The organism is Amycolatopsis sp. NPDC004079, from assembly GCF_040610415.1.
Lineage (GTDB): Bacteria > Actinomycetota > Actinomycetes > Mycobacteriales > Pseudonocardiaceae > Amycolatopsis > Amycolatopsis halotolerans.
The window spans coordinates 86,747-110,197 of record NZ_JBEXMH010000030.1 but is presented as its reverse complement, the minus strand read 5'-3'; the positions used below and the strand labels follow the sequence as shown (position 1 = coordinate 110,197).

Sequence of the window (23,451 nt, the reverse complement as noted above, 5' to 3'; positions counted from 1 at the left end):
GACCCGACGTCGCGCATCACCGCGCTGTGCCGGACGAAAGGCATCTCCATCGCGCTGATGACGGACGCACGGTTCTCCGGCGGATCGGCCGACTCGACCGCGGCGTGCTAGCCCGGGAACCGGAGGACGTCTTGGCACCGCACGACGACCCGTACTACGAGCCGCTCGACCCGCGCGTGCTCGCCGATCCGCACCCGTATTACCGCAGGCTGCGCGAGGCGCACCCGGTGTACTGGCACGGAATGCTGGACTCCTGGGTCGTCACCGGACACGCGGCCGGACGCCAGGTGCTCGCCGACACCGCCCGCTACGCCTCGGACTTCCGCCGCGTCGGGACCGACGTTCCCGCGGCGTCGGTGAACCTGCAGCAGCTCGACCCGCCGGAGCACACCGGGATCCGCCGCCTGCTGGTCTGTGCGCTGCACCAGGTGCCGCAACGTGCGATGGCCGACCGCCTGCGCGCGACCATGACCTCCCGGCTGCTCGCGCTCGCCGACGACTGCCCGGCCGACCTGGTGTGGGGCTTCGCCCGCCCCGTCGCGCTCGACACGATCAGCCGCTATCTCGGCGTGCAACGGCCGGACGGCGAGGAGTTCGAGCGTTACTCCAACGCCATCGTGCGCAGCATGGATTCCGGTCTCGACCCGTCCCGGGCGGAGGCCGGGGACCAGGCTCGGGCGCGGCTGAGCGAGCTCGTCGCGGGCTGGCTGGCCGACGACAACCAGACCGGTTTCGTCGCCGCCGCCCGCCGTGCGCGGTACGTCCGTCCCGGCATCTCCGCGGACCTGCTGGCGAACTCGCTCCGAGCGGTCCTGCACGCGGGTTACGAATCGTCCAGCCGCCTGCTCGGCGCGGCTTTGCTGCGCCTGGCGCGCCGGCCGGGCCTGCTGGACCAGTTGTCCGCGTTGGACGGCGCCGACGATCTCGCCGACGAACTGGTCCGGCTCGACGGCTCCGTGCAAGCCGACGGCCGGATCTGCGTCGCCGACGGCGAACTGGGCGGCCAGCGCATCCGGCGCGGCGACGTCGTGATCGTGCTGCTGGCCGCCGCCAACCGGGATCCCGCCGTGTTTCCTTGCCCGGACGAGGTGAATCCGCGGCCCCGGCGCGGCCTGCACCTCGGATTCGGCCGCGGCGCGCACTCCTGTCTCGGGGCCGCGCTGGTCGGCCTGCAGCTGCGGACGCTCTTCGACTGCCTGCGGGACAACGGGATCACGCTGACCTTGGCCGGCTGTCCGGCCTGGGAGGACACCGCGACCCTGCGCGGGCTGACGGCGCTGCCGGTCCACGTGTCCATTCGGCGGAAAACCTCGGCGCAGTGGCGGTAGGTTGCCGGGAGGGGCGGGTTTCCGAGCAGGGGGCGACAGTGCTGGACGTGCGGGCGTTCGACGTCGACCGGGCAAGCGACGCGGAGTGGGACGAGCTGCACGAGCTGCAGTTTTCCGCCTATCAGCTCGAATTCCCGGAACGTCCGGCCTTGACGCGGCAGGAGACGATCTCCGCGTTGCGCGCGCCGCAGGTCCAAGCGGGCGAGCAGCTGGTGTGGACCGCGTACCGGGACGGCCGCCTCGTCGCCAGGGCGATCGTGAACCTGCCCGCCGACGGGAACCGGCATCTCGCCGTCGTGCGGATCCAGGTGCGTCCGGAAGTGCGTCGCCAGGGCATCGGGACGGAGTTTCTGCGGACGGCGGAGGCGATGCTGCGGGACCGCGGCCGGACCCAGGTGGAGGGATGGAACCTCACCGTGGGCGGTCCCGGCGAAAGCTGGGCTCAGCGGCTCGGGTTCCGGTTCGTGCACACCACTGTCCTGCAGATCCTGGAACTGGGCGACGTCGACCGCGGGCGGTGGGAGGTGGCCGTGCCCTCGGGATACCGGCTGGCGCGGTGGATCGGCGCCGCGCCGGAGGACCTTGTCGAGGCGTTCGCGAAGGCTCGTGCCGCGATCGGCGACGCGCCGCTCGGCGAGTCCGAGCTGGGCGCGGTCGAGTGGACGGCAGACCGGGTCCGCCGGGTGGAAACGTCGTATCGCGAGCGGGACATCGAGCACCGGACGGTCGTGGCGGTCGGTCCTGGTGGCGAGGTCGTGGGCCTGACGGAGATGGAGGTGCGTCCGCTGATGCCGGAGCGGCTGCGGCAGGGCGACACCGCGGTGCTCGCCGCCCATCGCGGACACCGGCTGGGGCTGGCGATGAAGGCCGCGATGCTGCGCTGGTTCACGGCGGACCGGGTCGACGCGGCACAGGTCTGGACCGCCACTGGGGCGGGCAACACGCACATGATCGAGGTCAACCACCGGCTGGGATTCGCGACGGAGCGGGCGTTCAGTGTGGTGAGCCGGTCGCTTTAGGGCGGCTCGCGGCGAGGGAGCGGCTGCCAGCGGTGAGGCCGCTGTCCGTCGCGCCTCAACCCACGCCTCGGGTTCGGGCTCCCCGCTTCTGCATCGGCGTCCATCTCGTCCGCCTGAGGTCTCCGCCCTGTCCGCCGAACTTCCGCACAGGCGCGCCTGTGATCGATGTGTATCGACGGCAGCCCATCCTGGCCGACTCGGGCTCAGCCGCTCGCCAAGACACAAAATTTCGCTCCGGCACCCACCCCCGAGGGCCTTCGCTGACTCTCCGAGCCGCCTGCGCCACAACCATATTAATAATCTCAGTTATCCATATAGCCAGTCTCTCCTGATCGCTGTCGGGTGTTTCACTTCTGAAAGTGATACCTGGTGTTCGAGTATCACTACTGAAACTGTAGGATAGGTTCCACCTGCGGAAAGGGGCATCGATGGAGACGGGTGGGCCGCCGATCCGGCGTGGGAGCCGGGAGGAACGTCGGGAGGCGACCGTGCGCGCGTTGGCCGCCGGGGACGAGGCGGGGTGCGCCTACTGCGGCCAGCCGCTGCCGCCCATCCCCCGCCAGGGCGGGCGGCCGACGCCGTACTGCCCGGCCGACCCCGAGCGGTACGGCAGATGGGGCGCGAAGGTCGTCACGTGCGCGATGCTCGACGAGCAGCGCGAGATCTGGGTGACCGTCTACGGCCCCGACCAGCCGATGACCCTGCTTGACACCCAGGCGCTCGACGAGCAGCTCGGCTCGGCGCTGTCGGCGCTGGACCCGTTGCACGCGGAGCTGTCCGCGCTGCGCACGCACGTCACCGACCAGACCGCAGCGGCCCTCAAAGCGCGGGAAGAGGCTGAGGCGGCTCGCGACGAGGCGCTGGAGCAGGCCCGGGTGGCGAACGCGGAGCGAGCGCACGCGGTGGCTGCTGCGGAGGAGGCGCGCGCGGCTGAGGCGGAGGCCAAAAAGCAGTCCGAAGTGGACCGTGCCGAGCGCGACAGTGCGCTCTCGAATGCTTCTGCGGCAAGGAAAGCGCAGGAAGCGGCGTTGGCCGTTCGTGATGAGGCGGAGAACAACCGTCAGCGCGCGCTCGAACAGGCGGCAGCGGCGCACGACCGGGTCACGGGGTTGCAGCGCGAGATCTCGGCGTTGCGCGCGACGGCGGTCGAGGATCTCGAACAGGCCCGTCGCGACGCCGCGGAGGCACAGCAGGAACTGCGGACGTCGCTGGCCGCCGAGCACGAAAGCCGGTTGCGCGACCAGGAACTGCGGATGCGCGAGCACGCGGCGGAGGCGGACGAGCGGGTGCGCGGGGTCCAGCTCGCGGCGGATCAGCGGGTCGCCGAGTCAGCGGCGCAGTTGAGCCAGGCGACCAAGGGGTACGCCGAAACGCTGGCGCCGCTGCACGCTGAGCTGGGGGAACTGCGCGCTCGCGTCAGTGCGCAGCAGGCTGAGCTGGACGAGCTGAAACGCCTGCGGGAAGCAGAAAAGGCCGAGGAGGCGGAAGAGGAGGCTGGGCACTGAGGCGGCCGCGTGCCCGGCTGGGTTGTGGTTGAATGATCTCAGTCGCCGGTTCTTCCCGGCGGACTGTTCTTGCCTGCGGTGCTTTTCCTGGCCCGCATCGGCGCACTTCATCGATCCCGGCCTCGTCAGGTCGTCCCCAGCCATGCCCGAGAAACGGAGCAGAACCATGCCCACCGAACGCCTCACCGACGGCACCGAACGAGCTCTCCTCGAGAACACGCTCGACCGCAACCGCGAAGCGCTCGTCGAAACCCTGCGCGGCCTGTCCGAAGCCGACGCCCGACGGCGGCTCGTCGCGTCGTTGTCGACGCCGATTTCCGTGGTCAAGCACGCCGCCGCCGCGGAACGGATTTGGTTCCAGCGGTTCTGGGCCGGGCTCGAGGAGTCCGAATGCGACGGTTACTCGAAGCGCGACGTCGGCACCTTCACCGTCACCGACGACGAGACCGTGGCCGATGTGATCGCCGAGTACGAGCGCGCCAGCCAGCGGTCGCGGGAGATCGCCGCGCGCTTCGAACTCGACGACACCAAGGAATTCCCCGGTGAGGGAACCGTCAGCATGCGCTGGACGCTGCTCGCGATGATCCAGGAATTCGCCCGGCACGCGGGACACGGCGACATCCTGCGCGAGCAGATCGACCAGCCACTCCCCTGACTCCCCTGGCTCCCCGGTGGTGCCACGCCGAGACGCGGCGCCACCGGGCCCCTGGTGTTTGGCCAGGAACGCCAGGACCGGGATGTCCAGTTTCCCGACTCGGTCGGCTACGGCCTCGCCACGCCCGAGCCGCTACAGCCATCCGCTCGTTTCGGCCACCCGGACCGCTTCCGCGCGGGTGCGGGCTTGGGTCTTCCCGATCGCCGACGACAGATGGTTGCGCACGGTCCCCGCCGACAGGCCCAGTGCGGTCGCCATGTCCGCGACGGTTCCGCCTTCCGCCGCGGCGCGCAGGACGTCCGCCTCGCGGTCGGTGAGCGGGCTCGCGCCGCTGGCCAGCGACTCGGCCGCGAGGGCCGGGTCCACGAACCGCAGTCCGGCGTGCACCCGGCGGATCGCGTTGATCAGCTGTTCCGGGCGCGAATCCTTCACCACGAACCCGGCCGCGCCCGCGGACATCGCGCGCGACAGGTACCCGGGGCGGCTGAAGGTGGTGCAGATCAGCACGCGGCAGTCCGGCAGTTCTCGGCGCAGGTCGGCGGTCACGGCGAGTCCGTCGCGGCCGGGCATCTGGACGTCGACGAGCGCGATGTCGGGCGTGGTCCGCTGCGCGGCGGGCACGACCTCGAGGCCGGAGCCGACCTCGGCGACCACCTCGAGGTCCGATTCCATCCGCAGCAGGGAAGCCATCGCGCCGCGCACGAGCGCCTGGTCGTCGGCCAGCAGGACCCGGATCACGCAGCACCAGCCGGTCCGCGGGCCAGCACCCGGAATCCGCCGTGCGGGCCGCGGCCGTGTTCGAGCGAGCCGGACACCGCGGCCATCCGCTCGGCGAGGCCGGTGAGACCGTGCCCGGGGACGACGCCGTCCGGGACGGTGCCGTCGTCGGCGACTTCCAGCCAGTCGCGGCCGACACGGATCGTGCAGCGCTGGGCGTCGGAATGGCGGAGCACGTTCGTCACGGCTTCCCTTACTACGTAACCGAAAACGCCCTGCAGTTCAGGGGCCGCGGCATCGGGCGCGGGCAGATCGGCGTGGACTCCGGCGGCGCGCAGTGCCATCCGGGCACCGGCGACTTCGGTCGCGAGCGACACGGCGCGGTAGTCGGACACGGTGGCGCGGACATCGGAGAGGGCTTCCCGGCACAGGTCGTCCAGGTCCCGGATCTCTCCGAGCGCCGCCGCGGTGTCGCCGGAAGTTTCCAGGATGCGCCGCGTCAGGCCGAGTTTCAGCGTCATCGTGGAGAGGCTGTGGCCGAGGACGTCGTGCAGGTCGCGGGCGACGCGCTGCCGTTCCTGGTCGACGGCCATCCGCCGGATCTGTTCGCGGGCCAGTTTGAGGTGGCCGATGGTGAACGTCAGCGCGTAGACGACGCCGAGGATCGCGGTGACGGCCACGAGCGTCAGGACCTCGCCCCAGCTGACCCGGCCCTCCCCGACGGCCATCCACGCGATCTGCGCGACGGCCGTCCCGAAACCGAGCGGCAGGGAAAACCGCAGCGGCAACAGCATGAGGCCGGTCGCGATCGCGTAGGTGAGCCCGGTGAGGTACTCCGGGGAGCCCAGGATCAGCGCGGGCGTGGCGCCGAGCGCGAACATCGCCGCCACCATCGCGATCCGCTGCCGCCGCAGCGCGAGCGGGCCGAACCACAGGACCAGCAGGTACGCGAGGGCGTAGCAGCCGAGAAAGCCGAAAACGAGCCCGGTGCGCACCGGCCCGTACCGCCCGTCCGAGAGCGCGATGACCCAGGCGGCCAGGAAGCCCATCATGAGGCCGTTGACGACCACGGACCGGACGCGGCCGCGGTGCCGAGCGGACGCCCCGGTGCGCGCGTCCGTCCAGAAACTCCAGTCCGGCCACTGACGGGCCGAGAACCGGTCCGGATCGGGTTCGCGCACGTCGATCATGGTACGGGTGACTCGCTGATGATCACCCATGACAAACGGCACGGGCCGTCCCCGCGGGTCGATGGTGGAGTGGCTCCATGTTGCACATAGACAAATCGGGCCTGACGAAATACGAGATCACCAGCGACAACCGCCCGCTCACCGTGGTCGAAGGCCGGTCCGGAGGACAGTTTCGGCTGGACGGCACCGGCTACCGGATCCGCCGTCGGCTCGGCACCTACCAGTTGCTGGCGGCCGACGGGTCGGTGCTCGCCAGCACTCGCCGACCGGGCGCGCGAAACTGGAGCGTCGAGAGCGGCGACGAGGTGCTGCGCTTCCGGCGGACCGGCCGCCGCGACCACGCTCGGGTCGACGAGGCCGGGACCGTCTCCGCCAGCTCGGCCGACCTGCCCGGCGTAGAACCGGAGCTTCAGGTGTTCGTGCTCGCAGCCCTGGCGATGCGCACGCGCCGCCGACGCGTCGTGGTCGTCGCCGGGAGTTGAGCGGCGACTACGCTGGACAGGTTCGCCCGCCTTCGCTGGAGAGACCTTGTCCGACCGCCGTACCCTGACCGCCGACTGCGCGAGCTGTTTCGCGCTCTGCTGCGTCGCGCTCACCTTCACCAAATCCGCCGATTTCGCCATCGACAAGCGCGCCGGCGACCCGTGCCCGAACCTGCGGCACGACTTCCGGTGCGGCATCCACGATCAATTGCGCCCCAAGGGTTTCGCGGGCTGCACCGGGTACGACTGCTTCGGCGCCGGACAGCAGGTGTCGCAGGTGACCTTCAGCGGCCGCAGCTGGCGCGAAGCTCCCGAAACCCGGAAGCAGATGTTTGCCGCGCTGCCCGTAATGCGGCACCTGCACGAGCTGCTCTGGTATCTCACCGAGGCGCGCTCGCTGGCCGCCACCCGCGAGATCCACGCCGAATTGGACGCGGCGATCGCCGAGATCGAGCAGGCGACCGCCGGAGACGCCGACGCAGTGCTGGCGATCGACATCGACGCACGCCGGGCCGAGGTGAACCCGCTGCTGGCGCGCACCAGCGAACTGGTCCGCGCCGGAGCCGGACGCAAGAAGGACCGTCGCGGGGCCGACCTGATCGGCGCGAAACTGGCCGGAGCGGACCTTCGCAGCACGAACCTGCGCGGCGCGTACCTGATCGCGGCCAATCTCCGGGGCGCGGACCTGCGCCGCGCCGACCTCATCGGTGCGGACCTGCGCGACGCCGACATCCGCGGCGCCGACTTCACCGACAGCCTTTTCCTTACCCAGTCCCAAGTCAACGCCGCCCGCAGCGACGCTGCGACCAAGCTGCCTTCACGGCTGGCCCGCCCCGAACACTGGTAGTCAGCGCGGCCGGGTAGATCCCACGACGACCCCGCCGAGCCGGGCGATCCAGCTGCCGCACACACAACGCACGTACTCGGTCCGGCTGGCCGCCGACGCGGGAACGACAGCGGAGGCGGGCAGCTCGGCCAGGGGCCAGCCGCAACGGGGGCAACGGTTTTCTTGCATGCCGCCATGGTGCGGTAATGGTTCAGTGCAGTTCAACCCTTACGGATTGCCGCAGGGCGGCGCGGGGCGTCCGCAGGTTGAACCGGGTCGGCGTCGCGCGCCGTGGCGCCGAACCGCGTGCGGGGACCGTCCGATGAGGACGGAGATCAGGCGACGATGAGTGCGGCGACGGCGTCCCCCGCGGAGACTGTGCGTCCTGTCGTGCGCTGGTAGCGCCGCACGAGGTCGCGATGGCGGAAGCGGCACCCGAGCCGTCGTTCGGCTCGCAGCACCGGATTGCGCTGCGGGATGGGGAAGGCCGCGGCGAGGCCGGCGAGCAAGGCTCGTTGATCGATGCCTGCGACGTCGAAGACCCACGACGTGCCGGGATCAAGCGCGACCAGCACGAAGGCCAGGTGTTCGGTCCGGTGCTCCCGTTCCCGGCGGGCGAGGGCGAGCCGCAACGACGCCTCGTACGCCGCTTGCGCGTCCAACCCGAGCGGAGGTTGTTGCCGGGCGCATCGTCGGCGTGCTTCCGTCGTTCCAAGAGGCAGCAACGGTTCGCGGACAGGCGGGCGGTCGAGTGCTGCCCCGGCCAGGCCCTGGAGATCGATCCCGAGCGGCGCCAGGACAGTTCGGTCCGCGGCCGCGCCAGCGCCCGCCGGAGCAGCCAGAAGAACGGCCCGGCGGATCGCCTCCCCGGTCGCTCCGTGGCTGGCCAGTACTGCGGCGACGGAACTGCCCGCGGCGAGGGCCAGCAGAAGATGTTCACTGCCTGTGCGCGGATGTCCGAAGCCGCGCGCCAGCGTGATCGCCTGGCGCACCACCTGGCTCAGCTCAGGGTGATCTCCTCGGAACATCAGGCCCCCTCGGCTCGGTGGTGCTTGCGGTGCACGGTCTGCTTGGTGACGCCGAGTCGGACGGCGATGTCCCGCCACGACCACCCGTTCCGCCGCGCCGCCGCTACCTGCTCGGCCTCCAACTGCTCGACCAGCGTGCGAAGCCGGGCCACAGCCCGCAATCCCGCATCGGGGTCGGCTCCGCGCACGGCCTGGTCGAGATCGGCAATCATCGACATGGCCGTCAGCATATGCTGACGATCGTCCGGGTGGCAATCGCGCTCCGGCAGGAATCGAAGCTGCGTTCCCGGACGTCGGAGCCGGGTCAACTGGACTACGAGTCATTGCCGCGGATCAGCAGCGCCCTCATTGCGACGGTGCATCGCGCGATAACGACCAGGAGCATGCCCCACGACCCGTTTGAAAGCGCGCGCGAACGCGAATTCCGAGTCGTACCCCACCTTCCGCGCGATCTGCCGCAGAGGGGCTTGGCCCTCGCGCAGCAGGCGCGCGGCCACGGTCATCCGCCAGATTCCGAGGTACTCCATGGGGGCGTGACCGGTCGTCGAGGCGAATCGGCGGCTGAACCGGGCTCGCGGGACGCCGACGGCGTGTGCGAGTGCCTCCACGGTCCAGGGTTTACCGGGGTCGTCGTGCAGGAGCGCGAGCGCGGGGCCGACCGCGGGGTCGTGGAGCGCGTGCGCCCATCCGACCAGCTGGTCGGGCTGGCCGAGAAACCAGGACCTCAAGGTGTAGGTGAACAGCAGGTCGAGCAGCGAGGCCACCACGGCGGGCGTGCCGCGGCCGGCCTGGTCGACTTCGGTGGTGAGCAAGTGGACGGCGGCGGCGAGGCAGGTGCCGCGCATTTGGCTCGCCGTGACGTGCACGACGTCGGGCAGCGAGGCGATGAACGGGTGCTGCGGCGCCGGTTCGAGCAGGTACGCGCCGCAGACCAGAACGGTCTCGGGGCCGTCTCCCTTGATGACGAGGTCGGTGGCTGACAGCTCCTCCAGGTCGGCGCCGAACAGTTCTCGTACGGTGCGTGCGGGTCGGCCTGGGGTGTCGGCGGCGACATGCCCGGCGCCGGACGGCAGCAACGCGACGTCTCCCTGCGCGAGATGCAGCGGTTGTCCGCCATCGGGGACGAGCACGCAGGAACCGGCGATCACGACGTAGATGGTGGCGATCGAGCGCGACTCGAACGCGATGCCCCAGGGAGCGTGCAGCAGCGCCCTGCCGTAGACGACGCCGCCGCGCCGGAGTGCGGCGACGATGTCGCCCACGACCTCGGCCACATGGTCGCGCTCACGGCCGACCGCCTTCACCGTCATACCCGATTCGCTCCGGCACGGCGCCGATCGGATATGAATCTGTCGAGAACTGTCATGGCGCGCGTCGATGACCCATTCATACGGTGATGTCGTTACCGTTTCGACCCTACCTTGCGAGGAACGCGTGCCCGCCACAGTTCTTGTCCTCGGCGCGACCGGACGCACCGGACGCCGCGTGGTGTCCTTGCTGGCCGAGCAGGGGCACACGATCCGGGCGGCGAGCCAGGCCCCGGGGAGCGCGGAGGGTTCGGTGACGCCGGTTCGCCTCGACTGGGACGACCCGGCGACCTACCCGCCCGCGCTGGACGGCGTGGACGCGATCTACCAGTGGTTCCCGATCAGCCCCGACCCCACGGCAGAGGTGGCGGCGCTGCTTGACCACGCCAAGGCTGCCGGGGTTCGCCGGGTGGTCCACCTGTCGAACATGACCGCGCATCTGTCCGGTGGCGGATTCGCGGCGCACGGGGTCGAGCGATTCCTCGAAACGGGGCCGGTGCCCGCGACGATCCTGCGTCCCAACGTCTTCGCCGAGAATTTCTCCGAACACCCCGCGATCCTGCAGGGCATCCGTACCGGTGTGGTCTCGGTTCCCGCGGGCGACGGCCGGGTGGCGCCGATCTCCGTCGAGGACATCGCCGCCGTCGCCGCGGCCGCGCTGACCCAGGGCGGGCATCGGCACCAGACCTGCTCCCTGACCGGACCCCATTCACTGTCCTTTTCGGACATGGCCGCGATCGTGGGCGACGCGGCGGGAAGACCGGTGCGGTACCAGGCGATGGACCCGGCCGAGTTCCGCGAAGCCCTGCTCGGCGGGGGCACTCCCGGTCAGGTCGCCGACTTCTACGCCGCCATGTACGAAGGCATCCGCAACGACTGTGCCGCCGACGTGACCGACGACGTCCAGCGGATCACCGGCCGGCCGCCGGTCTCCTTCGCCGACTACGCCCGCGCCGCGGCAGGCCTGTGGCGGTGATCAGCCCGGCGGCGTCAGAGACGTCCGAACGCGGGCGGGCGTTTCTGGATGAACGCGTCGATGCCCTCCTTCGCATCCGGCGTGTCGAACAACCTGCCCAGCGCCGCTTGATCGTCGGTGAGCGCGGTCTCCAGATCTTGCTCCGCTCCCTCGTCGATGCGTCGCTTCGCCGCGCGGGCGGCCTCGGCGGGCAGGAGAGCGAGCGTCGTGGCCAGTTCCAGCGCCTCGGCGGGCAACCGGTCCGGGGCGACGACCTTCGCGACAACGCCGCGCGCGAGCGCCTCGTCGGGGTAAGCGGTGCGTCCGGTCAGGACCAGCTCCTTCGTCCACCTCGGGCCGACCTGGCGGGCCAGTCGCTGCGGACCGCCTCCGCCGGGGATGAGGCCGAGCTTGATTTCCGGCAGGCCGAAGCGGGCGGTTTCCGCGCAGAGGATGACGTCGCAGCAGAGGGCGATTTCGAAGCCGCCGCCGAATGCGTAGCCGTTGACTGCCGCGACGGTCGGTTGCGGCAGTGCGCTGAGCGCGTCGAAGACCACCCGCGAACGTCTTTGGTACGCCTCGAATTCGGCTCGCGAGGAAGTGCCATACTCGCCGATGTCCGCACCGGCCACGAAGCCCCGGCCCGTGCCGGTGAGGATGACTGCGCGCACGGCATCATTCTTGTGCAGGGCCGCGATCTCGTTCCCCAGAGCGGTGATCAGCGAACCGGAGAAGGCGCCGAGCTTGTCCTCGCGCTCGATCCGCAGGATCCGGACCGCGCCCTCGTCGCGCACGACCAGGTTGGGGTGGACGTCAGTCATGGGCGGCATTCCTCAGAGCGGGGGTCGTGAAGCGGGCAATCTCCTCGTCGGTGAGCACCTCGCGCAGTACCTCCGTGGTGTGCTCACCTGCCCGCGGCGGGGCCGAGCGGAGCTGCCACGGCGTCTCGCTGAGGGTGACGGGGCATCCGATCAGCGAGATCGGGGATCCATCGGGGCCTTCGGTGGTGATCAGGAGGTCTGAATCCTGCTCCCGCAGCTCAGCGACGGCCTCCTCGGTGGTCCGCACGCGCGCTGCCCAAAGTCCTGCGGCGCCCAGAGTCTGGACCCAATGTGCCGCTGGCTCCTGGCGCACGAGCGACTCCAGGCGACGCTTGACCTCGTCCCGGTCCGCCCAGGGATCGAGATCGGCGAGCGACGGGTCGCCGACTACGTCCGCGACGACGTCCAGCGGGGCCATCGCCAGTGCGATCCAGCCGTCCTTTGCCTCGTAGACGCCGAACGGAGCCGACAGCCACGCCTGGCCGATGCCTTCCTCGGACCGCTCGTAGCTGCCGTCTTGGTTGAGGAAAGCGGAGATCTCCTGGCACTGCATGGCGATGGCGGTCGAGTAGAGGTCCACTTCGACGAGCTGCCCGATCCCGTGCCGTTCCCGCGCGACGAGAGCCGCGAGGATCCCGTTCGCGAGAGTCAGCGCGGTGGCGTGGTCGACGATCGCCGTCCCCGCGGGTGTCGGCGGGTCGCCGCGTCGACCGGTCGCTGCGGCCAGTCCCGACATCGCCTGGATGAGGAGGTCCTGTCCGGGACGGCGCTCGCGGGCGAACGGCGTGTCCTGCCCCCAGCCCGACCCGGAGCAGTAGACGACGTCGGGCCGCACCGCGCGGATGTCGTCGTAGCCCAGTCCCAGTTTCTCCATGACTCCCGGGCGGAAGTTCTCGACCACGACATCGCACGTCGCCGCGAGGCGCAGCAGCGCGTCCCGCGCGGCCGGGTCCTTGAGATCCAACGCGAGCGACCGCTTGTTGCGGTTCATCGCGAGATACGCGGCCGATTCCCCGGCGACCAGGCCGCCCATCATCTCCAGCGAGCGTTCCCACTCCCCCTCGGGGCGCTCCACCTTGATGACGTCCGCGCCGAGGTCCGCGAGCATCTGCGTCCCATACGGGCCGAGCATCATCTGCGTGAAGTCGAGGATGCGGATCCCTTCGAGCGCCTGGGTCATGCGACTGTCTCCTTCATCGGCGGCTCGGGCGCGACGGAATCCCGCAGGGCCCGTCGGTCGACTTTGCCGTAGTGGTTGCGCGGCAAGCTGTTTCGCACGTGGACGTGCCGCGGCTTCTTGTACGAGGCGATGGCGCCCGCGCATGCGTCGCGCAGCGTCGTCGCCAGGGTTTCGGGATCGCACAGGGCATCGTCGTCGACGACCACGAACGCGTGCACCGCCTCGCCCCACTGGGGATCCGGCACGCCTGCCACGGCGACATCGGCCACCCCGGGGACCCGTTCGATGACCTGTTCCACTTCCCTCGGCTGGATGTTGTACCCGCCGGAGTCGATGACGTCCGAACTGCGCCCGGTCAGGTGCAGATAGCCGTCGTCGTCGACACGAGCCAGGTCGCCGGTGGCGAACCAGCCGTCGGACAGCACCTTCGCGTCGAGGTCTGGCCGACGCCAGTAGCCCGGCATGACGACGCTGCCCCGCACCGCGAGGACGCCGTCGTCCACGCGGTGCTCGACGCCTTCGACGAACCTGCCTGCTGACGTGAGGCGGCTCGAGTCCGAGCCGACGGCGGCGGATTCGTCGTGGTCGGCCGGTGTCAGCACGGAAAGCGGTGCGAGGGCTTCGGCGAGCCCGTAGAACTGGGTGAGCACGCCCGGGAATCGACGGGACGCGCGGACCAGCACGTCGGTGCTCACGGACGAGCCGCCGTACGGGAGGCAGCGGAGGTTCCGTCCGCTTGCGGGCCGTTCCGCCGCTGCTTCGACGAGGCGTGCCAGCAGAACCGGCACCAGCGGCACGATCGTTCCGTCGTACCGGTCGACCAAGTCGAGGACGGCTCCGGCGTCGAATCGCCGCTCGATCACCGTCCGGGCGCCTTGGATGAAGCAGTCGAGCGCGACCGACCCGGCGAAATGGGCCGCCGGGGCCGCGAGGACCACCGTGTCGGCCTCCGTCACGGGAGGCAGACACGCGAGCGAGTGCCGGGTTCGCGCAACCCAGGCACCTTGCGTGACCACAGCCGCCTTCGGCGCGCCGGTCGTGCCAGAGCTGTACATCAGCATTGCCACGTCGTCGTCGCGCGGCCGCACCAATGCTGTCGTCTGCCCGTCGTCAAGGGAGGGCAGGCAGTCGGCATTCAGGCCGACGACGACGGTGCGGGCACCAGCGTCGTGCAGTGCGGCTCGCAGCAGGTCGGCTTGTCCGGGGTCGGCGCACACGACCGCCGCCTCTGCGTCGAGGCAGATAGCCGCGACCTCCCGGACGTGGAGCCTCGCGGAGACGGCGACCCGGACGAGGCCGAAACCGAGCAAGGCCTGATCGAGCAGCCGGGTCGTCACGCCGTTTTCGAGGTGCACGACGACGCGGTCGCCTTCGGCGGCACCGTGCTCGACGAGCAGGGCGTGAATGCCTCGCGCGAGCCTGGCCGTTTCGGCGAACGTGAGCCAGCGTCCGTCGTGAAGCAGCGCGGGGGCGGCCCCGTGTGCCTCGTAGGTGCGCTCGAGAATCTCCGGCAGCGTGCGGCTAACCCACATGTGCACCGGCCCACAAGTTGTTGAGGCGCACCACGATCCGCGCGTCGTCGGCTCCGCTGCGGATCATGTCGTGCAGCGCGGATGCCGCCACGCGCTGGTACCGCGGGTAGGACGGCACCCGGGGGCGCAGGAACGACTGCTGCATGGTCGAAAGCGTTCCGCTGAAGAACTCTCCGGCGAGCGGGTCGCTCCAGGCGCGAGCCGCCGCGGGCTGACCTCCCGCCGCCAGGTAAACCCCGGCCTGCACCTCCGGGGACGTGGCGAAAACGACGAAGTCCGCGGCCTCCTGCGGCTGGGCCGACCGCGCTGACACGGCGAGGCCGACCCCGCCGGTGAGCGACCCCGTTGCCGTCCGCCCACCCGCGACCGGAGCGTCCGAGAAGACGACGCGCCGGTCGCGGGCGTAAGTGCAATAGCCGAAGACCAGCGGCGTGTACAGCGCGGGCCCGGCGCCTGCGAGTTCGTCGAGCACCTGGATCGGGTTCGCCTCGAACGACCTCTCGGGCAGCAGTGCCAGCACCTCGCGCAGCAATGCCAATGCCTCCGACACGGTGTCGGCATCCAGCCCGTCGTCGCCCCACCAACCGGGCAGGTCGCCCGGACGGACGGCTTCGCACATCGACAGCAGAGTGCCCCACAGATGCGTGGGATTCGCGGCGAGCAGAGCGCGGGCAGGCCCGAGCGCGGCCAACTGCGCGAGGACGTCCGGCCACGTGCGCGGGAGGTCGGTCCCAGCCTTGGCCGCGCTCACCATGCAGGCCGCGTCGACCGGCAGGGCCATCAGCCGGTTCTCCCACACATAGCTCCGCAGGCTCGGCCCGACGTAGGCCGTCGCCCGGTTCTCGAGCACCTCCAACGGCAACGGCGCGAGAGCACCGGCGCGCGCGGCGTCTCCGACGTGCGGATGGTCGATCGCCAGAAGGTCGAACTCGTCCGCCAATTCGTCGAGCGGGACGTCCTCGAATTCCTCGAGCGACCGCGCCGTCCACTCGACGGATATGCCCGTGCGGGCTTCGTATTCCGCGGACGTGCGGACGATGGGGTCGATGGCGCGGGGGTGATCCCACGTAAGCCCCCGTAGGCGCGTCATGGCCTGGGTTCTCCTGTCAGTCGTGATGGACGGGGCTGGCCGGGCGCGCTGCCCGCGGCTCCGGATTGCGCGCCCGGTTGCGCTGATGGATGCCGACGGCGACCAGGCCGGCGATCGCCACGACCTGCAGCACGACGAGGTAGTACGCGGGAGCGAGGAGCGACCCGGTGGACGACACGAGCGCCACCACGATGTACGGGGCGACGCCGCCGAACGCCGCGTTCGCCACCGCGTAGACGATGCTGAGGAACGAGGTCCGCACGCTGCCCGGCGCGAGTTCCGCCAGGAGCGCGGGCGTCGGGCCGGCGACCAGGCCGAGCGACGCGGCGAACAACAGCACCGCGGCGCCGATCGCGACGGTCGATCCCGCGATGAGCAGCTGGTAGCCGGGGACCGCCACGACGGCGAGCAGGACCGCGCCCGCCAGCATGACCTTCCAGCGCGCGAACTTGTCGGACAGCCAGCCGCCGAGGACGACGAACAGCGCGTACGCGCTGAGGCCGACCAGCGACGCGGTCAGGCCCTGGCTGATCGGCCGCTTCAGGACGCCTTCGAAGAACGTCGGCAGGAACTGGAGCGTGACGTAACCGCCCGCCGTCCACGACACGATCGCCGCGGTGCCCGCGATGATCATGCGCCAGCTCGAGCGGAAGACCTCCTTGATCGGAGCCTCCTCCAGCGTGCCGGTCGCCTGCAGCTCGGTGAAGGCGGGCGACTCGTCGATCCGGCGCCGGATGTACCACCCCGCGAGGCCGAGCGGCAGCGAGAGCAAGAACGGGATGCGCCATCCGAAGCCGTGCAGGAACTCTTCGCTCATCGCCGAGGTCAGCGCGGTGCCCAGACCGGCGGAAACCGCCAGCGCGGCCACGATGCTCGCGGGTTGCGCCGAGCCCATCAACCCTCTGCGGCGGCGGTCGGCGGACTCGAACAGCAGGGACGCCGCTCCCCCGAATTCGCCGCCCGCGGAGAACCCCTGCACGAGCCGGAGGACGGTGAGCGCGATCGGCGCCAGCGCCCCGATCTGGTCGTAGGTGGGCAGGACGCCGATCAACGCGGTGGCGACCGCCATCATGAGAATCACGACGGACAGGACCCAGCGCCTGCCGTGCCGGTCCCCGAGGTGCCCGAACACCAGCGCGCCCACCGGCCGCAGGACGAAGGCGGCCGCGAAGATCGCCAAGGTCGCGAGCAGGCCCACGAACCCTTCGCTCTCCGGGAAGAAGACCTTCGCCAGAACGGCGGAGAAGTAGCCGTAAATCGCGAAGTCGTACCACTCGACGAAGTTTCCGGCGACGGCGGCCGCGACGATGCGCGGTCTGCTGCTGGGTGAGGTCGGCATGAGGCGTCTTCCTTGACGTGGGGGGAACGGTCCGGCGAGCGCACCGGGAAGCACGAACGAGGCGACGGTAACACGTGTTACCAACTTGGCAAAGAGACATCCTCGGACCCTCGTGACGCATGACGGGGCTTCGCGGCCGCCGTCAACGAGCGGGAGAACCGCCTCTTGGACTGGACGCGCGCGGCGGTGCCGTGGAGTCGCGCACGACGATCCGCGGCTCCGGCTCCGTGACCTTGACCTGCTTGTCCACGGTCTGGCCGTCGAGCAGCCGCATCGCCGTCTCGACCGCGGCCGCGCCCATCTCGCGCAACCCCATCCGGACGACAGTCAGGGCCGGTTCGAGGTATGCGGCGTAAGGCATGTCGTGGAACCCGACGATCGACAACTCCCCCGGCACGTCGATGCCGAGTTCCCTCGCCGCGATCAGCGCCCCCACCGCGGCCTGCACGCTGTGCACGACAATGCTCGACGGCAGCGGCCCGTTTTCCGCGAGCCGGAGCAGTGCGCGCCGTCCGGACTCGGGCTCGTGGCCGCCGTCCCCGACCCAGCGGTCGTCCAGTTCGAGGCCCAGCTCCCGCAGCCCCGCGACATGCCCGTCGACCCGGTCCGCGCCGCGCTGCGTCGCCCCGTCCAAGTGCAGCAGGCCGATCTCCCGGTGTCCCAGGTCTGCCAGGTGCCGCACCGCGAGCATTCCGGCCGTGTGCTCGTCGGCGCTGACGCTTTGATACTCGGCGGATCGCTCGTTGACCAGAACCGTCGGGATGCGAGCGGAGGCGGAGTGCGCGATCGCGGCGTCGGAATCGTCGCCCGCGGGCAGCAGCAGGAGGGCGTCGATCGCATCGCTCGCGACAAACCGGCGGAACGTCGCCGCGTCCCGGTGAAGCTCGGCGGCGTCGGCCAGCATGAGCACCGAGCGATGCCGGTTGATGGCCTCCTGCGCGCCCTTGATGACCTCGCTGTACACCGGATTGCTCAAGTCGTGCACCGCCAGCCCGATCGCACCGGCTCGAGACGCGCGCAGCGCCTTCGCCGCGTGATGCGGGATGTACTCCAACTCAGCGGCGGCCGCCAGCACGCGCTCGCGGGTCTCGGACCGGACCCGCAACGCCTTGTCGCCGTTGAGGATGCGCGAAACCACAGCGTGGGTCACGCCTGCCAGGCGCGCTACATCCTTGATTGTGGGCACTTGTGGATCGTAACTGCCTTGTAGCGGAGCGCGGCTGCTATGCCGAGGGCCAGGCAGTGTCAGCAGCGGATCGCGGGCCTCGACCTCCTCGAAGCCTGTTCTCCGGCCATTGCGGCCGACACGTTTTCGTTCCCCCGCGCCGGGATGACGCGGGCGCGGTCACGGCTGGCTGGCAGCCACCTTGACGCCGAATCCGATGAGGACGACCCCGGTGATGCGGTGCATGGCTCGGCGCACGGCCGGTTTTTCGAAGAACGCGCGGGCTTTCGCCAGCAGCAGCACGTAGCTGCCGAGCCAGATGAGGGTGAGGACGGCGTGGATCAAGACCAGCAGCGCCATCCCGGCTTGCGGAGCGAGCCCCGCAGGCGCGAGCGTCGGAAGCAGGCCGGTGTAGAAGACGGCGATCTTCGGGTTGAAGAGGTTGCTGATCAGGCCGGTCCGCCACGGGTTTCCGCCCGGGGGCGACGTTGCCGGGCCGGACTGTGCAGGGCGCTTTCGGCTCTGGAGCAGTGCCTGAATGCCGAGCACGAGCAGAAAGGCCGCTCCGGCGAGCTTGACGACGGTGTAGGCCGTGGCGGACGCGGCCAGCAAAGCAGCCAGGCCGACCACGGTGAGGAGGCCCCACACCAGCAACCCAGCGGTGATGCCGCCGACCGTCCGCAGACCGTCCTGCCACCCGCCGGCGATGGCCCGCTTGGTCACTACCGCCATGTCGGGACCGGGAACCACAGTCAGCACCGCGAGAATCCCCGCCGCCGCGAGAAACTGGAAGAACATGAGCCCCACTCTCGCAGCATCGAACGGCGGCGCCTACTTTGTTCGCGCTGCAGGCGGTGCCCTGGTCCGGTAGGCGACATCGCCGTCCGGGCGGCTCTCGGCCACCCCGACCCGGCCGCGTCGGACTGATCCGCCCGCGTTAAATCCGGTCGCGGGCCGAGCACTTCGTCGGGCACCCTGCTCCGCGTGCCTCCAGCGCATATCTCCGGCGTGGAACTGTCGGACCGCCTCTATCGCGAGGCAGTGCATCCCCTGCTGTCCCGCCACTTTCCCGGCCTGACCCACACCGCGGCGTTGATCGGTGCCGGCTCCGAAGTGCTCGGGTTCGACACCGTCCGCTCCACCGACCACGACTGGGGACCGCGCCTGCAACTTTTCCTGCGCCCTGACGATCTCGCTGAATACGGCACCAGGATTTCCGAAGTATTCGCCGAGCGACTGCCCGCCACGATCGCTGGCTACCCGACCAACTTGGTCCCGACCGGGGACCACGGGACGCGGCACATGCGGCCCGCGCTCGGACGCGTCCAGCACGGGGTCGTGATTGCCGAACCCGGCGCCTGGCTGACGGGCTACCTCGGCTTTGATCCCCGAGCCGAGATCACCACGCTCGACTGGCTGGCCACTCCCACCCAAATTCTGGCCGGGGCCACCGCCGGCGCCGTTTTCCACGATGGCCTGGCCCAGCTTCACCCTGTCCGACGGCAGCTGGCCTGGTATCCCGACGACGTGTGGCGCTACCTGCTGGCCTGCCAATGGCAACGCCTCAGCCAGGAAGAACCCTTCGTCGGACGCTGCGGCGACGTCGGCGACGAACTCGGATCGGCGATCATCGCGGCGCGCCTCGCCCGCGACCTGATGCGCCTGTGCCTGCTCCTCAACCAGGTCTACCCGCCCTACAGCAAGTGGCTCGGCAGCGCGTTCGCCCGCTCGCCCCGCGCGACGCGGCTCGCGCCGATACTCGCTGCTGCCGTGGCGGCGACCGACTGGCGCGAGCGTGAGCACCGCTTGGCCGCCGCCTGCGAAGCCGTCGCCGCCCTCCACAACGAGACCGGGCTCACCGAACCGGTCGACCCCCGCACGCGCTCGTTCCACGACCGGCCCTACCGGGTGCTGCACGCCGAGCGCTTCACCGCGGCCCTGATCGCGACCATCCACGACCCCGCGCTGCGCGACTTGCCGCTGACCGGTGCCATCGACCAATTCGCCGACAGCACCGATGCCCTCGGCTCCCGCACGCTTACTCGACGCCTTGCCCAAGCAGTCTTTGCCAACCGAGCCGAAGCGCTCGGCGGACCCCGCCTGAGGTGAGACAGCCGTGCAGCGGTGACGCTGGCATCCCGCTCCCGATCAATCAAGCGGCTTGGCCACAGTGTTCGACAGCGTCCCCGCCATTCCTTCGGCAAGGCGCAGTGCCCGCCGGTCGTCGAACCGTGCTCCTTGGATGGTCAGCCCGACCGGAAGGCCTGCCTCGGGGGTGGCCAGCGGAAACGTGACCATGGGCGCGCCGAGCATCGCGCCTGGCGTCGTGTTCCGCGTGTAGACCTCGAAAGCGTCGACGCGGCTTTCCAGATGCTCCACAGTCCCGTCGCAGTCGGCCGGCGGAGCCGGTGCGGGCGTGGTGGGAAACGCGAGCGCGTCCAGTGCGTGTTTGCGCAGCAGTTCCGCGTAGCTCGCTCTCGCTTGGTCGGTTTGCCGCTGGGCGATCGCGTACGCGCCGGGCGACACCGGTGACTCTAACTCCGTTTCCAGGATCTGCCGGACATCAGGGCTGCGCACGTCAGCGACCAGCCGGGCGAACGCTTGCTCGGGGTCCACGCCCAGGGCGCGGGCGGCGACGTCGCCGAGCAGGCGGCGGGCTTCCCAGCAGACGATCGGCATCGCCGCCGCACGGGTCAGCTCCCAGATGTCCGCGAGCTTCACCGGCACCAGCTCGACGGTGTCCGCGAGCGCGTCCAAGGCTGGCTCGATCGCCGCTCGCGTAGCGGGGTGCAGGTCGCGGAACAGCCCCGCGGGCACACCGATCCGAGGACGCGGAAAGTCCTGGTCCGGATCCATTGTTCCGCCGAGCATCGTCAGGTCGATCTCGGCGAGGCGTCGCACCGATCGCGCGAAGAGGCCGGGGGTGTCCCGCGTCCACGACAAGCCGACGATGCCCGCGCTCGGCCAGCGTCCGGTGCTGGGGCGGAATCCCGCGACCCCGCACAGGCTGGCGGGGATCGAGATCGAGCCCCCGGTGTCCGTGCCCAGCGCGACCTCGGCATGGCCGCGCGCGACGACGGCGGCGCTGCCGCCCGAGGATCCCCCCGCGAGATAGCCAGGGCGGCCGGGCAGGCGCACCGCGCCGTAGGAGGCGTTCTGCGAGGTGATCCCGAAGGCGAGTTCGTGCATGTTCGCCATGCCGACGACCACCGCGCCGGAGCGGCGAAGCAGCGCGACAACCGGGGCGTCGGCCTCCTCCGGCCTGACGTCCAAGAGCTCGCATCCCGCGGATCGGCGCAGTCCGCGCACCGCGATGTTCGCTTTCACCGCGAGCGGATACGGCTTCCCGCCCGCTAACGGCACTTGGTCCGCGATCTCGTCGGCAGTACAGGTTTGCGTCCAGTCTCCAGGTTCCGGTCGTTCGACCGTGTCGAGGACAGCGGTGTGGGCGGTGACGCCCGCCGGGGTAAGCGGCATCCGGGGCTCCTTTGCAGCGAATGAGGCTTACCCGGGAGTCTCGGCACGCCGGGCGGTCTCTGCCATCGTCATTTCTGACGATGGCGGAGGTGGTGCGCCGCCAGGGCCGCGCGGTTGGCGGCGCCGGTCTTGGCGAACGCGTTGCTCAGGTGGGTCCGCAACGTCGGCGGCGCGATGCCGAGGACCGCGGCGATCTGCTTGTCGCTGTACCCGTCCGCGACCAGCTCAGCCACCTGGGCTTCGCGGCTGGACAGCGGCTTCTGACCGGACGGGGCTTGCCGAGGCCAGGTCCGGGCGACCAAGTCCCCGAAAGACCGGAAAACCCGCGCGTCCGCCTCGGTGAACGCGCGGCCGCCGCGGCCCCGCCACAGCCGCAGGTCCACGGAACCGGGACCGGCGTTTGCCGGGAAGTAGTTCATGCCGTGATACATGCCGCCGCGGTGCAGGAAGTCCTGGACGAACTCGGCGGAGACACCGACAGCCGGAGAGACCCGCGAAGCGCTCCCCCGCGCGAAAAGTTTCGGGGTCAGGTCGTCGACGTGCCGGAAATGCCGGTGGTAGGCGCGAAGCGCGTCGTCGCCGAGGTCGAGCTGAACCGGATCGGCGTAGGGCCCGGACGAATCGCAGACGAAAGACGCGAAGACGTCCGCCCCGAGCATGCGACGCAGAACATCGCCCAGCAGCAGGCGCTTCGTCGTCGGCGGCGAGTCCGAGAGGACAATGTCGATCGCTTCGCACGTCAGTGCGTACTCCTGGCCCATACCGCCTCGCTTCGGTGCGAAGTAGCGAGCGCGACGACGGCTCAGCTCCGTCGGCTCCCTGCTCGCACGAAAGTGTACGGGGCCGCTGTTCCGCAGGAGGCCGACCTCAGGCAGCGGCGAACACCGCGACGGCGTGGCTTCGGCGGGCGGTTAGGAGGGCGGGGTTTCCAGGCGTTCGGCGGTGTCGACGAGCAGGCGGACGATCCAGCGCCAGTCGTCCGGATCGGTGGTGACAAACGGTTTCCGGGCGAAGAGGTACAGCCGGTTCTGGACGATTTCGATGTGGACCGGACGGGCGGTGTACCGGTCCAGGAGGTCCGGGGAGAAGAGGGTGCGGTCCAGAATGGTCTGGATCTGCCGGGCCCGGCCGAACGGACCGGAGACGGAGAAGACTGTCGTGCCGGGGCCGGCGAGGTCGGGATGGCCGAGTGCGTCGTTCGCGCCGCCGGTCAGGACGCCGGTGTGCTTCGCCCGCGAGTTCAGGAGAAGATGAGGGAGCTTGGCGTCGAGCGGAGTGGTCGCGTAGTGCCAGCGTTCGGCCGCCACCTCGCGGGTCCCGGTGACATGCTGGTACCACCCGAACTCCATCGGACGCGGCTGGTCGAACACGACGACATCGCCCGCCGCCCGGTGGGTGCCGACGGCGAAGATCCCGGCCGCCTGCTCCGGATTCTCGACGGCCCAGCGATAACTCAGCCCGTTGCGCGCCGCGAACTGCATGATGCGGTAGCGGCTGATCCGCTCCCGAGCGCCGTCCTTGCGCAGCAGCCGGACCACCGGAACGACCAGCGCCAGCCCGACGAGCAACGGCGACAGCCCGAGGATCCGGATGCCGAACCCGCCGCTCGGATAAGCGTGCGTGAGGTACATGCTCAGCGGCACGCTGATCAACCCGAAGAAGACGACGGCAAGAAAAACCAGCCAGAGCGCACAACAGGCCACGTCACGACCCGGGCGATCGCCGTTCCGCTCCGCGTGGGCCAGCACCGCCGCCGGATCGACCGGGGCGGAAAAGGGGGAAAAGTCCAGATCCTCGGGCACGGCTTACGCTACCCCGGCGAGCAGGCAGGCGTT

The 23,451-nt window shown here is 70.3% G+C and carries 23 protein-coding genes; 8 read left to right on the top strand and 15 right to left on the bottom strand.

What is annotated here, in order from left to right; translation table 11 throughout:
* The first annotated feature begins 131 nt into the window (after nt 1–131).
* The 4 genes from ABZX37_RS28095 to ABZX37_RS28080 all read left to right on the top strand — a co-directional run bounded on the left by ABZX37_RS28095 (nt 132) and on the right by ABZX37_RS28080 (nt 4,507).
* A complete protein-coding gene (locus tag ABZX37_RS28095) occupies nt 132–1,328 on the top strand; it encodes a cytochrome P450 (RefSeq protein ID WP_354744457.1) in 1,197 nt (398 codons plus the stop codon).
* Between the two features lie 38 nt (nt 1,329–1,366).
* On the top strand, nt 1,367–2,347 hold the full coding sequence (locus tag ABZX37_RS28090; RefSeq protein ID WP_354744455.1) for a GNAT family N-acetyltransferase: 981 nt from the start codon (nt 1,367–1,369) through the stop codon (nt 2,345–2,347).
* Nucleotides 2,348–2,775: 428 nt separating this feature from the next.
* Complete coding sequence (locus ABZX37_RS28085; RefSeq protein WP_354744453.1) at nt 2,776–3,852, top strand: hypothetical protein; 1,077 nt, start codon at nt 2,776–2,778, stop codon at nt 3,850–3,852.
* Nucleotides 3,853–4,018: 166 nt separating this feature from the next.
* Nucleotides 4,019–4,507 carry a DinB family protein gene (locus tag ABZX37_RS28080; protein WP_354744451.1) on the top strand — a complete coding sequence of 163 codons (489 nt, stop codon included), beginning with the start codon at nt 4,019–4,021 and terminating at the stop codon, nt 4,505–4,507.
* A gap of 132 nt (nt 4,508–4,639) precedes the next feature.
* Here ABZX37_RS28080 and ABZX37_RS28075 read toward each other — a convergent pair whose 3' ends face one another.
* Both ABZX37_RS28075 and ABZX37_RS28070 read right to left on the bottom strand, forming a co-directional pair.
* Entirely contained in the window at nt 4,640–5,245 is a 606-nt protein-coding gene (locus ABZX37_RS28075) for a response regulator transcription factor (protein WP_354744449.1), read from the bottom strand.
* Nucleotides 5,242–6,405, bottom strand: a complete 1,164-nt coding sequence (locus ABZX37_RS28070; protein WP_354744447.1) for a histidine kinase — start codon at nt 6,403–6,405, stop codon at nt 5,242–5,244. The genes ABZX37_RS28075 and ABZX37_RS28070 overlap by 4 nt, the downstream gene beginning before the upstream one ends.
* An 86-nt stretch (nt 6,406–6,491) precedes the next feature.
* On the opposite strand from ABZX37_RS28070, the gene ABZX37_RS28065 reads away from it, so the two are divergent.
* Both ABZX37_RS28065 and ABZX37_RS28060 read left to right on the top strand, forming a co-directional pair.
* Entirely contained in the window at nt 6,492–6,896 is a 405-nt protein-coding gene (locus tag ABZX37_RS28065; protein ID WP_354744445.1) for a hypothetical protein, read from the top strand.
* 46 nt (nt 6,897–6,942) lie between these two features.
* Nucleotides 6,943–7,743 (top strand): pentapeptide repeat-containing protein, encoded by an 801-nt coding sequence (locus ABZX37_RS28060; RefSeq protein WP_354744443.1) that lies wholly within the window; start codon nt 6,943–6,945, stop codon nt 7,741–7,743.
* 314 nt (nt 7,744–8,057) lie between these two features.
* Here ABZX37_RS28060 and ABZX37_RS28055 read toward each other — a convergent pair whose 3' ends face one another.
* The 3 genes from ABZX37_RS28055 to ABZX37_RS28045 form a co-directional block, all read right to left on the bottom strand.
* A complete protein-coding gene (locus tag ABZX37_RS28055) occupies nt 8,058–8,750 on the bottom strand; it encodes a Clp protease N-terminal domain-containing protein (protein ID WP_354744441.1) in 693 nt (230 codons plus the stop codon).
* On the bottom strand, nt 8,750–8,962 hold the full coding sequence (locus ABZX37_RS28050; RefSeq protein ID WP_354744465.1) for a helix-turn-helix domain-containing protein: 213 nt from the start codon (nt 8,960–8,962) through the stop codon (nt 8,750–8,752). The genes ABZX37_RS28055 and ABZX37_RS28050 overlap by 1 nt, the downstream gene beginning before the upstream one ends.
* A 108-nt stretch (nt 8,963–9,070) precedes the next feature.
* Nucleotides 9,071–10,060 carry an AraC family transcriptional regulator gene (locus ABZX37_RS28045; protein WP_354744439.1) on the bottom strand — a complete coding sequence of 330 codons (990 nt, stop codon included), beginning with the start codon at nt 10,058–10,060 and terminating at the stop codon, nt 9,071–9,073.
* A 124-nt stretch (nt 10,061–10,184) separates the two neighbouring features.
* Between ABZX37_RS28045 and ABZX37_RS28040 the strand changes: the two genes are divergently transcribed.
* Entirely contained in the window at nt 10,185–11,033 is an 849-nt protein-coding gene (locus ABZX37_RS28040) for an NmrA family NAD(P)-binding protein (RefSeq protein ID WP_354744437.1), read from the top strand.
* A gap of 14 nt (nt 11,034–11,047) precedes the next feature.
* Here ABZX37_RS28040 and ABZX37_RS28035 read toward each other — a convergent pair whose 3' ends face one another.
* From ABZX37_RS28035 to ABZX37_RS28005, 7 genes are all read right to left on the bottom strand, one after another.
* Entirely contained in the window at nt 11,048–11,833 is a 786-nt protein-coding gene (locus ABZX37_RS28035; protein WP_354744435.1) for an enoyl-CoA hydratase/isomerase family protein, read from the bottom strand.
* Entirely contained in the window at nt 11,826–13,013 is a 1,188-nt protein-coding gene (locus ABZX37_RS28030) for a CoA transferase (RefSeq protein ID WP_354744433.1), read from the bottom strand. Before ABZX37_RS28030 ends, ABZX37_RS28035 begins: the two co-directional genes overlap by 8 nt.
* Nucleotides 13,010–14,545 (bottom strand): class I adenylate-forming enzyme family protein, encoded by a 1,536-nt coding sequence (locus ABZX37_RS28025; RefSeq protein WP_354744463.1) that lies wholly within the window; start codon nt 14,543–14,545, stop codon nt 13,010–13,012. Before ABZX37_RS28025 ends, ABZX37_RS28030 begins: the two co-directional genes overlap by 4 nt.
* A complete protein-coding gene (locus tag ABZX37_RS28020) occupies nt 14,535–15,635 on the bottom strand; it encodes an extracellular solute-binding protein (protein WP_354744431.1) in 1,101 nt (366 codons plus the stop codon). Before ABZX37_RS28020 ends, ABZX37_RS28025 begins: the two co-directional genes overlap by 11 nt.
* Before the next feature lie 16 nt (nt 15,636–15,651).
* On the bottom strand, nt 15,652–16,974 hold the full coding sequence (locus ABZX37_RS28015) for an MFS transporter (RefSeq protein WP_354744429.1): 1,323 nt from the start codon (nt 16,972–16,974) through the stop codon (nt 15,652–15,654).
* A gap of 142 nt (nt 16,975–17,116) precedes the next feature.
* Entirely contained in the window at nt 17,117–18,160 is a 1,044-nt protein-coding gene (locus ABZX37_RS28010) for a LacI family DNA-binding transcriptional regulator (RefSeq protein ID WP_354744427.1), read from the bottom strand.
* A gap of 159 nt (nt 18,161–18,319) precedes the next feature.
* Nucleotides 18,320–18,937, bottom strand: a complete 618-nt coding sequence (locus tag ABZX37_RS28005; RefSeq protein WP_354744425.1) for a LysE family translocator — start codon at nt 18,935–18,937, stop codon at nt 18,320–18,322.
* A gap of 210 nt (nt 18,938–19,147) precedes the next feature.
* On the opposite strand from ABZX37_RS28005, the gene ABZX37_RS28000 reads away from it, so the two are divergent.
* A complete protein-coding gene (locus ABZX37_RS28000) occupies nt 19,148–20,248 on the top strand; it encodes a DUF4037 domain-containing protein (protein ID WP_354744423.1) in 1,101 nt (366 codons plus the stop codon).
* 39 nt (nt 20,249–20,287) lie between these two features.
* Here ABZX37_RS28000 and ABZX37_RS27995 read toward each other — a convergent pair whose 3' ends face one another.
* The 3 genes from ABZX37_RS27995 to ABZX37_RS27985 all read right to left on the bottom strand — a co-directional run bounded on the left by ABZX37_RS27995 (nt 20,288) and on the right by ABZX37_RS27985 (nt 23,418).
* The gene (locus ABZX37_RS27995) at nt 20,288–21,616 is read right to left on the bottom strand and encodes an amidase family protein (RefSeq protein ID WP_354744421.1); all 1,329 of its coding nucleotides are present in this window, start codon (nt 21,614–21,616) and stop codon (nt 20,288–20,290) included.
* Between the two features lie 68 nt (nt 21,617–21,684).
* Nucleotides 21,685–22,377 (bottom strand): helix-turn-helix transcriptional regulator, encoded by a 693-nt coding sequence (locus tag ABZX37_RS27990; protein WP_354744419.1) that lies wholly within the window; start codon nt 22,375–22,377, stop codon nt 21,685–21,687.
* A 150-nt stretch (nt 22,378–22,527) separates the two neighbouring features.
* Entirely contained in the window at nt 22,528–23,418 is an 891-nt protein-coding gene (locus ABZX37_RS27985) for a CHAP domain-containing protein (protein ID WP_354744417.1), read from the bottom strand.
* Nucleotides 23,419–23,451: the final 33 nt, after the last annotated feature.

What these genes read in the sequence shown, in the direction of transcription:
- ABZX37_RS28025 (WP_354744463.1), bottom strand. Translation starts at nt 14,545, where the DNA reads ATGTGGGTTAGCCGCACGCTGCCGGAGATTCTCGAGCGCACCTACGAG.
- ABZX37_RS27990 (WP_354744419.1), bottom strand. Translation starts at nt 22,377, where the DNA reads ATGGGCCAGGAGTACGCACTGACGTGCGAAGCGATCGACATTGTCCTC.
- ABZX37_RS28050 (WP_354744465.1), bottom strand. Translation starts at nt 8,962, where the DNA reads ATGATTGCCGATCTCGACCAGGCCGTGCGCGGAGCCGACCCCGATGCG.
- ABZX37_RS28065 (WP_354744445.1), top strand. Translation starts at nt 6,492, where the DNA reads ATGTTGCACATAGACAAATCGGGCCTGACGAAATACGAGATCACCAGC.
- ABZX37_RS28055 (WP_354744441.1), bottom strand. Translation starts at nt 8,750, where the DNA reads ATGTTCCGAGGAGATCACCCTGAGCTGAGCCAGGTGGTGCGCCAGGCG.
- ABZX37_RS28005 (WP_354744425.1), bottom strand. Translation starts at nt 18,937, where the DNA reads ATGTTCTTCCAGTTTCTCGCGGCGGCGGGGATTCTCGCGGTGCTGACT.
- ABZX37_RS28020 (WP_354744431.1), bottom strand. Translation starts at nt 15,635, where the DNA reads ATGACGCGCCTACGGGGGCTTACGTGGGATCACCCCCGCGCCATCGAC.
- ABZX37_RS28045 (WP_354744439.1), bottom strand. Translation starts at nt 10,060, where the DNA reads ATGACGGTGAAGGCGGTCGGCCGTGAGCGCGACCATGTGGCCGAGGTC.
- ABZX37_RS28080 (WP_354744451.1), top strand. Translation starts at nt 4,019, where the DNA reads ATGCCCACCGAACGCCTCACCGACGGCACCGAACGAGCTCTCCTCGAG.
- ABZX37_RS28030 (WP_354744433.1), bottom strand. Translation starts at nt 13,013, where the DNA reads ATGACCCAGGCGCTCGAAGGGATCCGCATCCTCGACTTCACGCAGATG.
- ABZX37_RS27995 (WP_354744421.1), bottom strand. Translation starts at nt 21,616, where the DNA reads ATGCCGCTTACCCCGGCGGGCGTCACCGCCCACACCGCTGTCCTCGAC.
- ABZX37_RS28085 (WP_354744453.1), top strand. Translation starts at nt 2,776, where the DNA reads ATGGAGACGGGTGGGCCGCCGATCCGGCGTGGGAGCCGGGAGGAACGT.
- ABZX37_RS28035 (WP_354744435.1), bottom strand. Translation starts at nt 11,833, where the DNA reads ATGACTGACGTCCACCCCAACCTGGTCGTGCGCGACGAGGGCGCGGTC.
- ABZX37_RS28015 (WP_354744429.1), bottom strand. Translation starts at nt 16,974, where the DNA reads ATGCCGACCTCACCCAGCAGCAGACCGCGCATCGTCGCGGCCGCCGTC.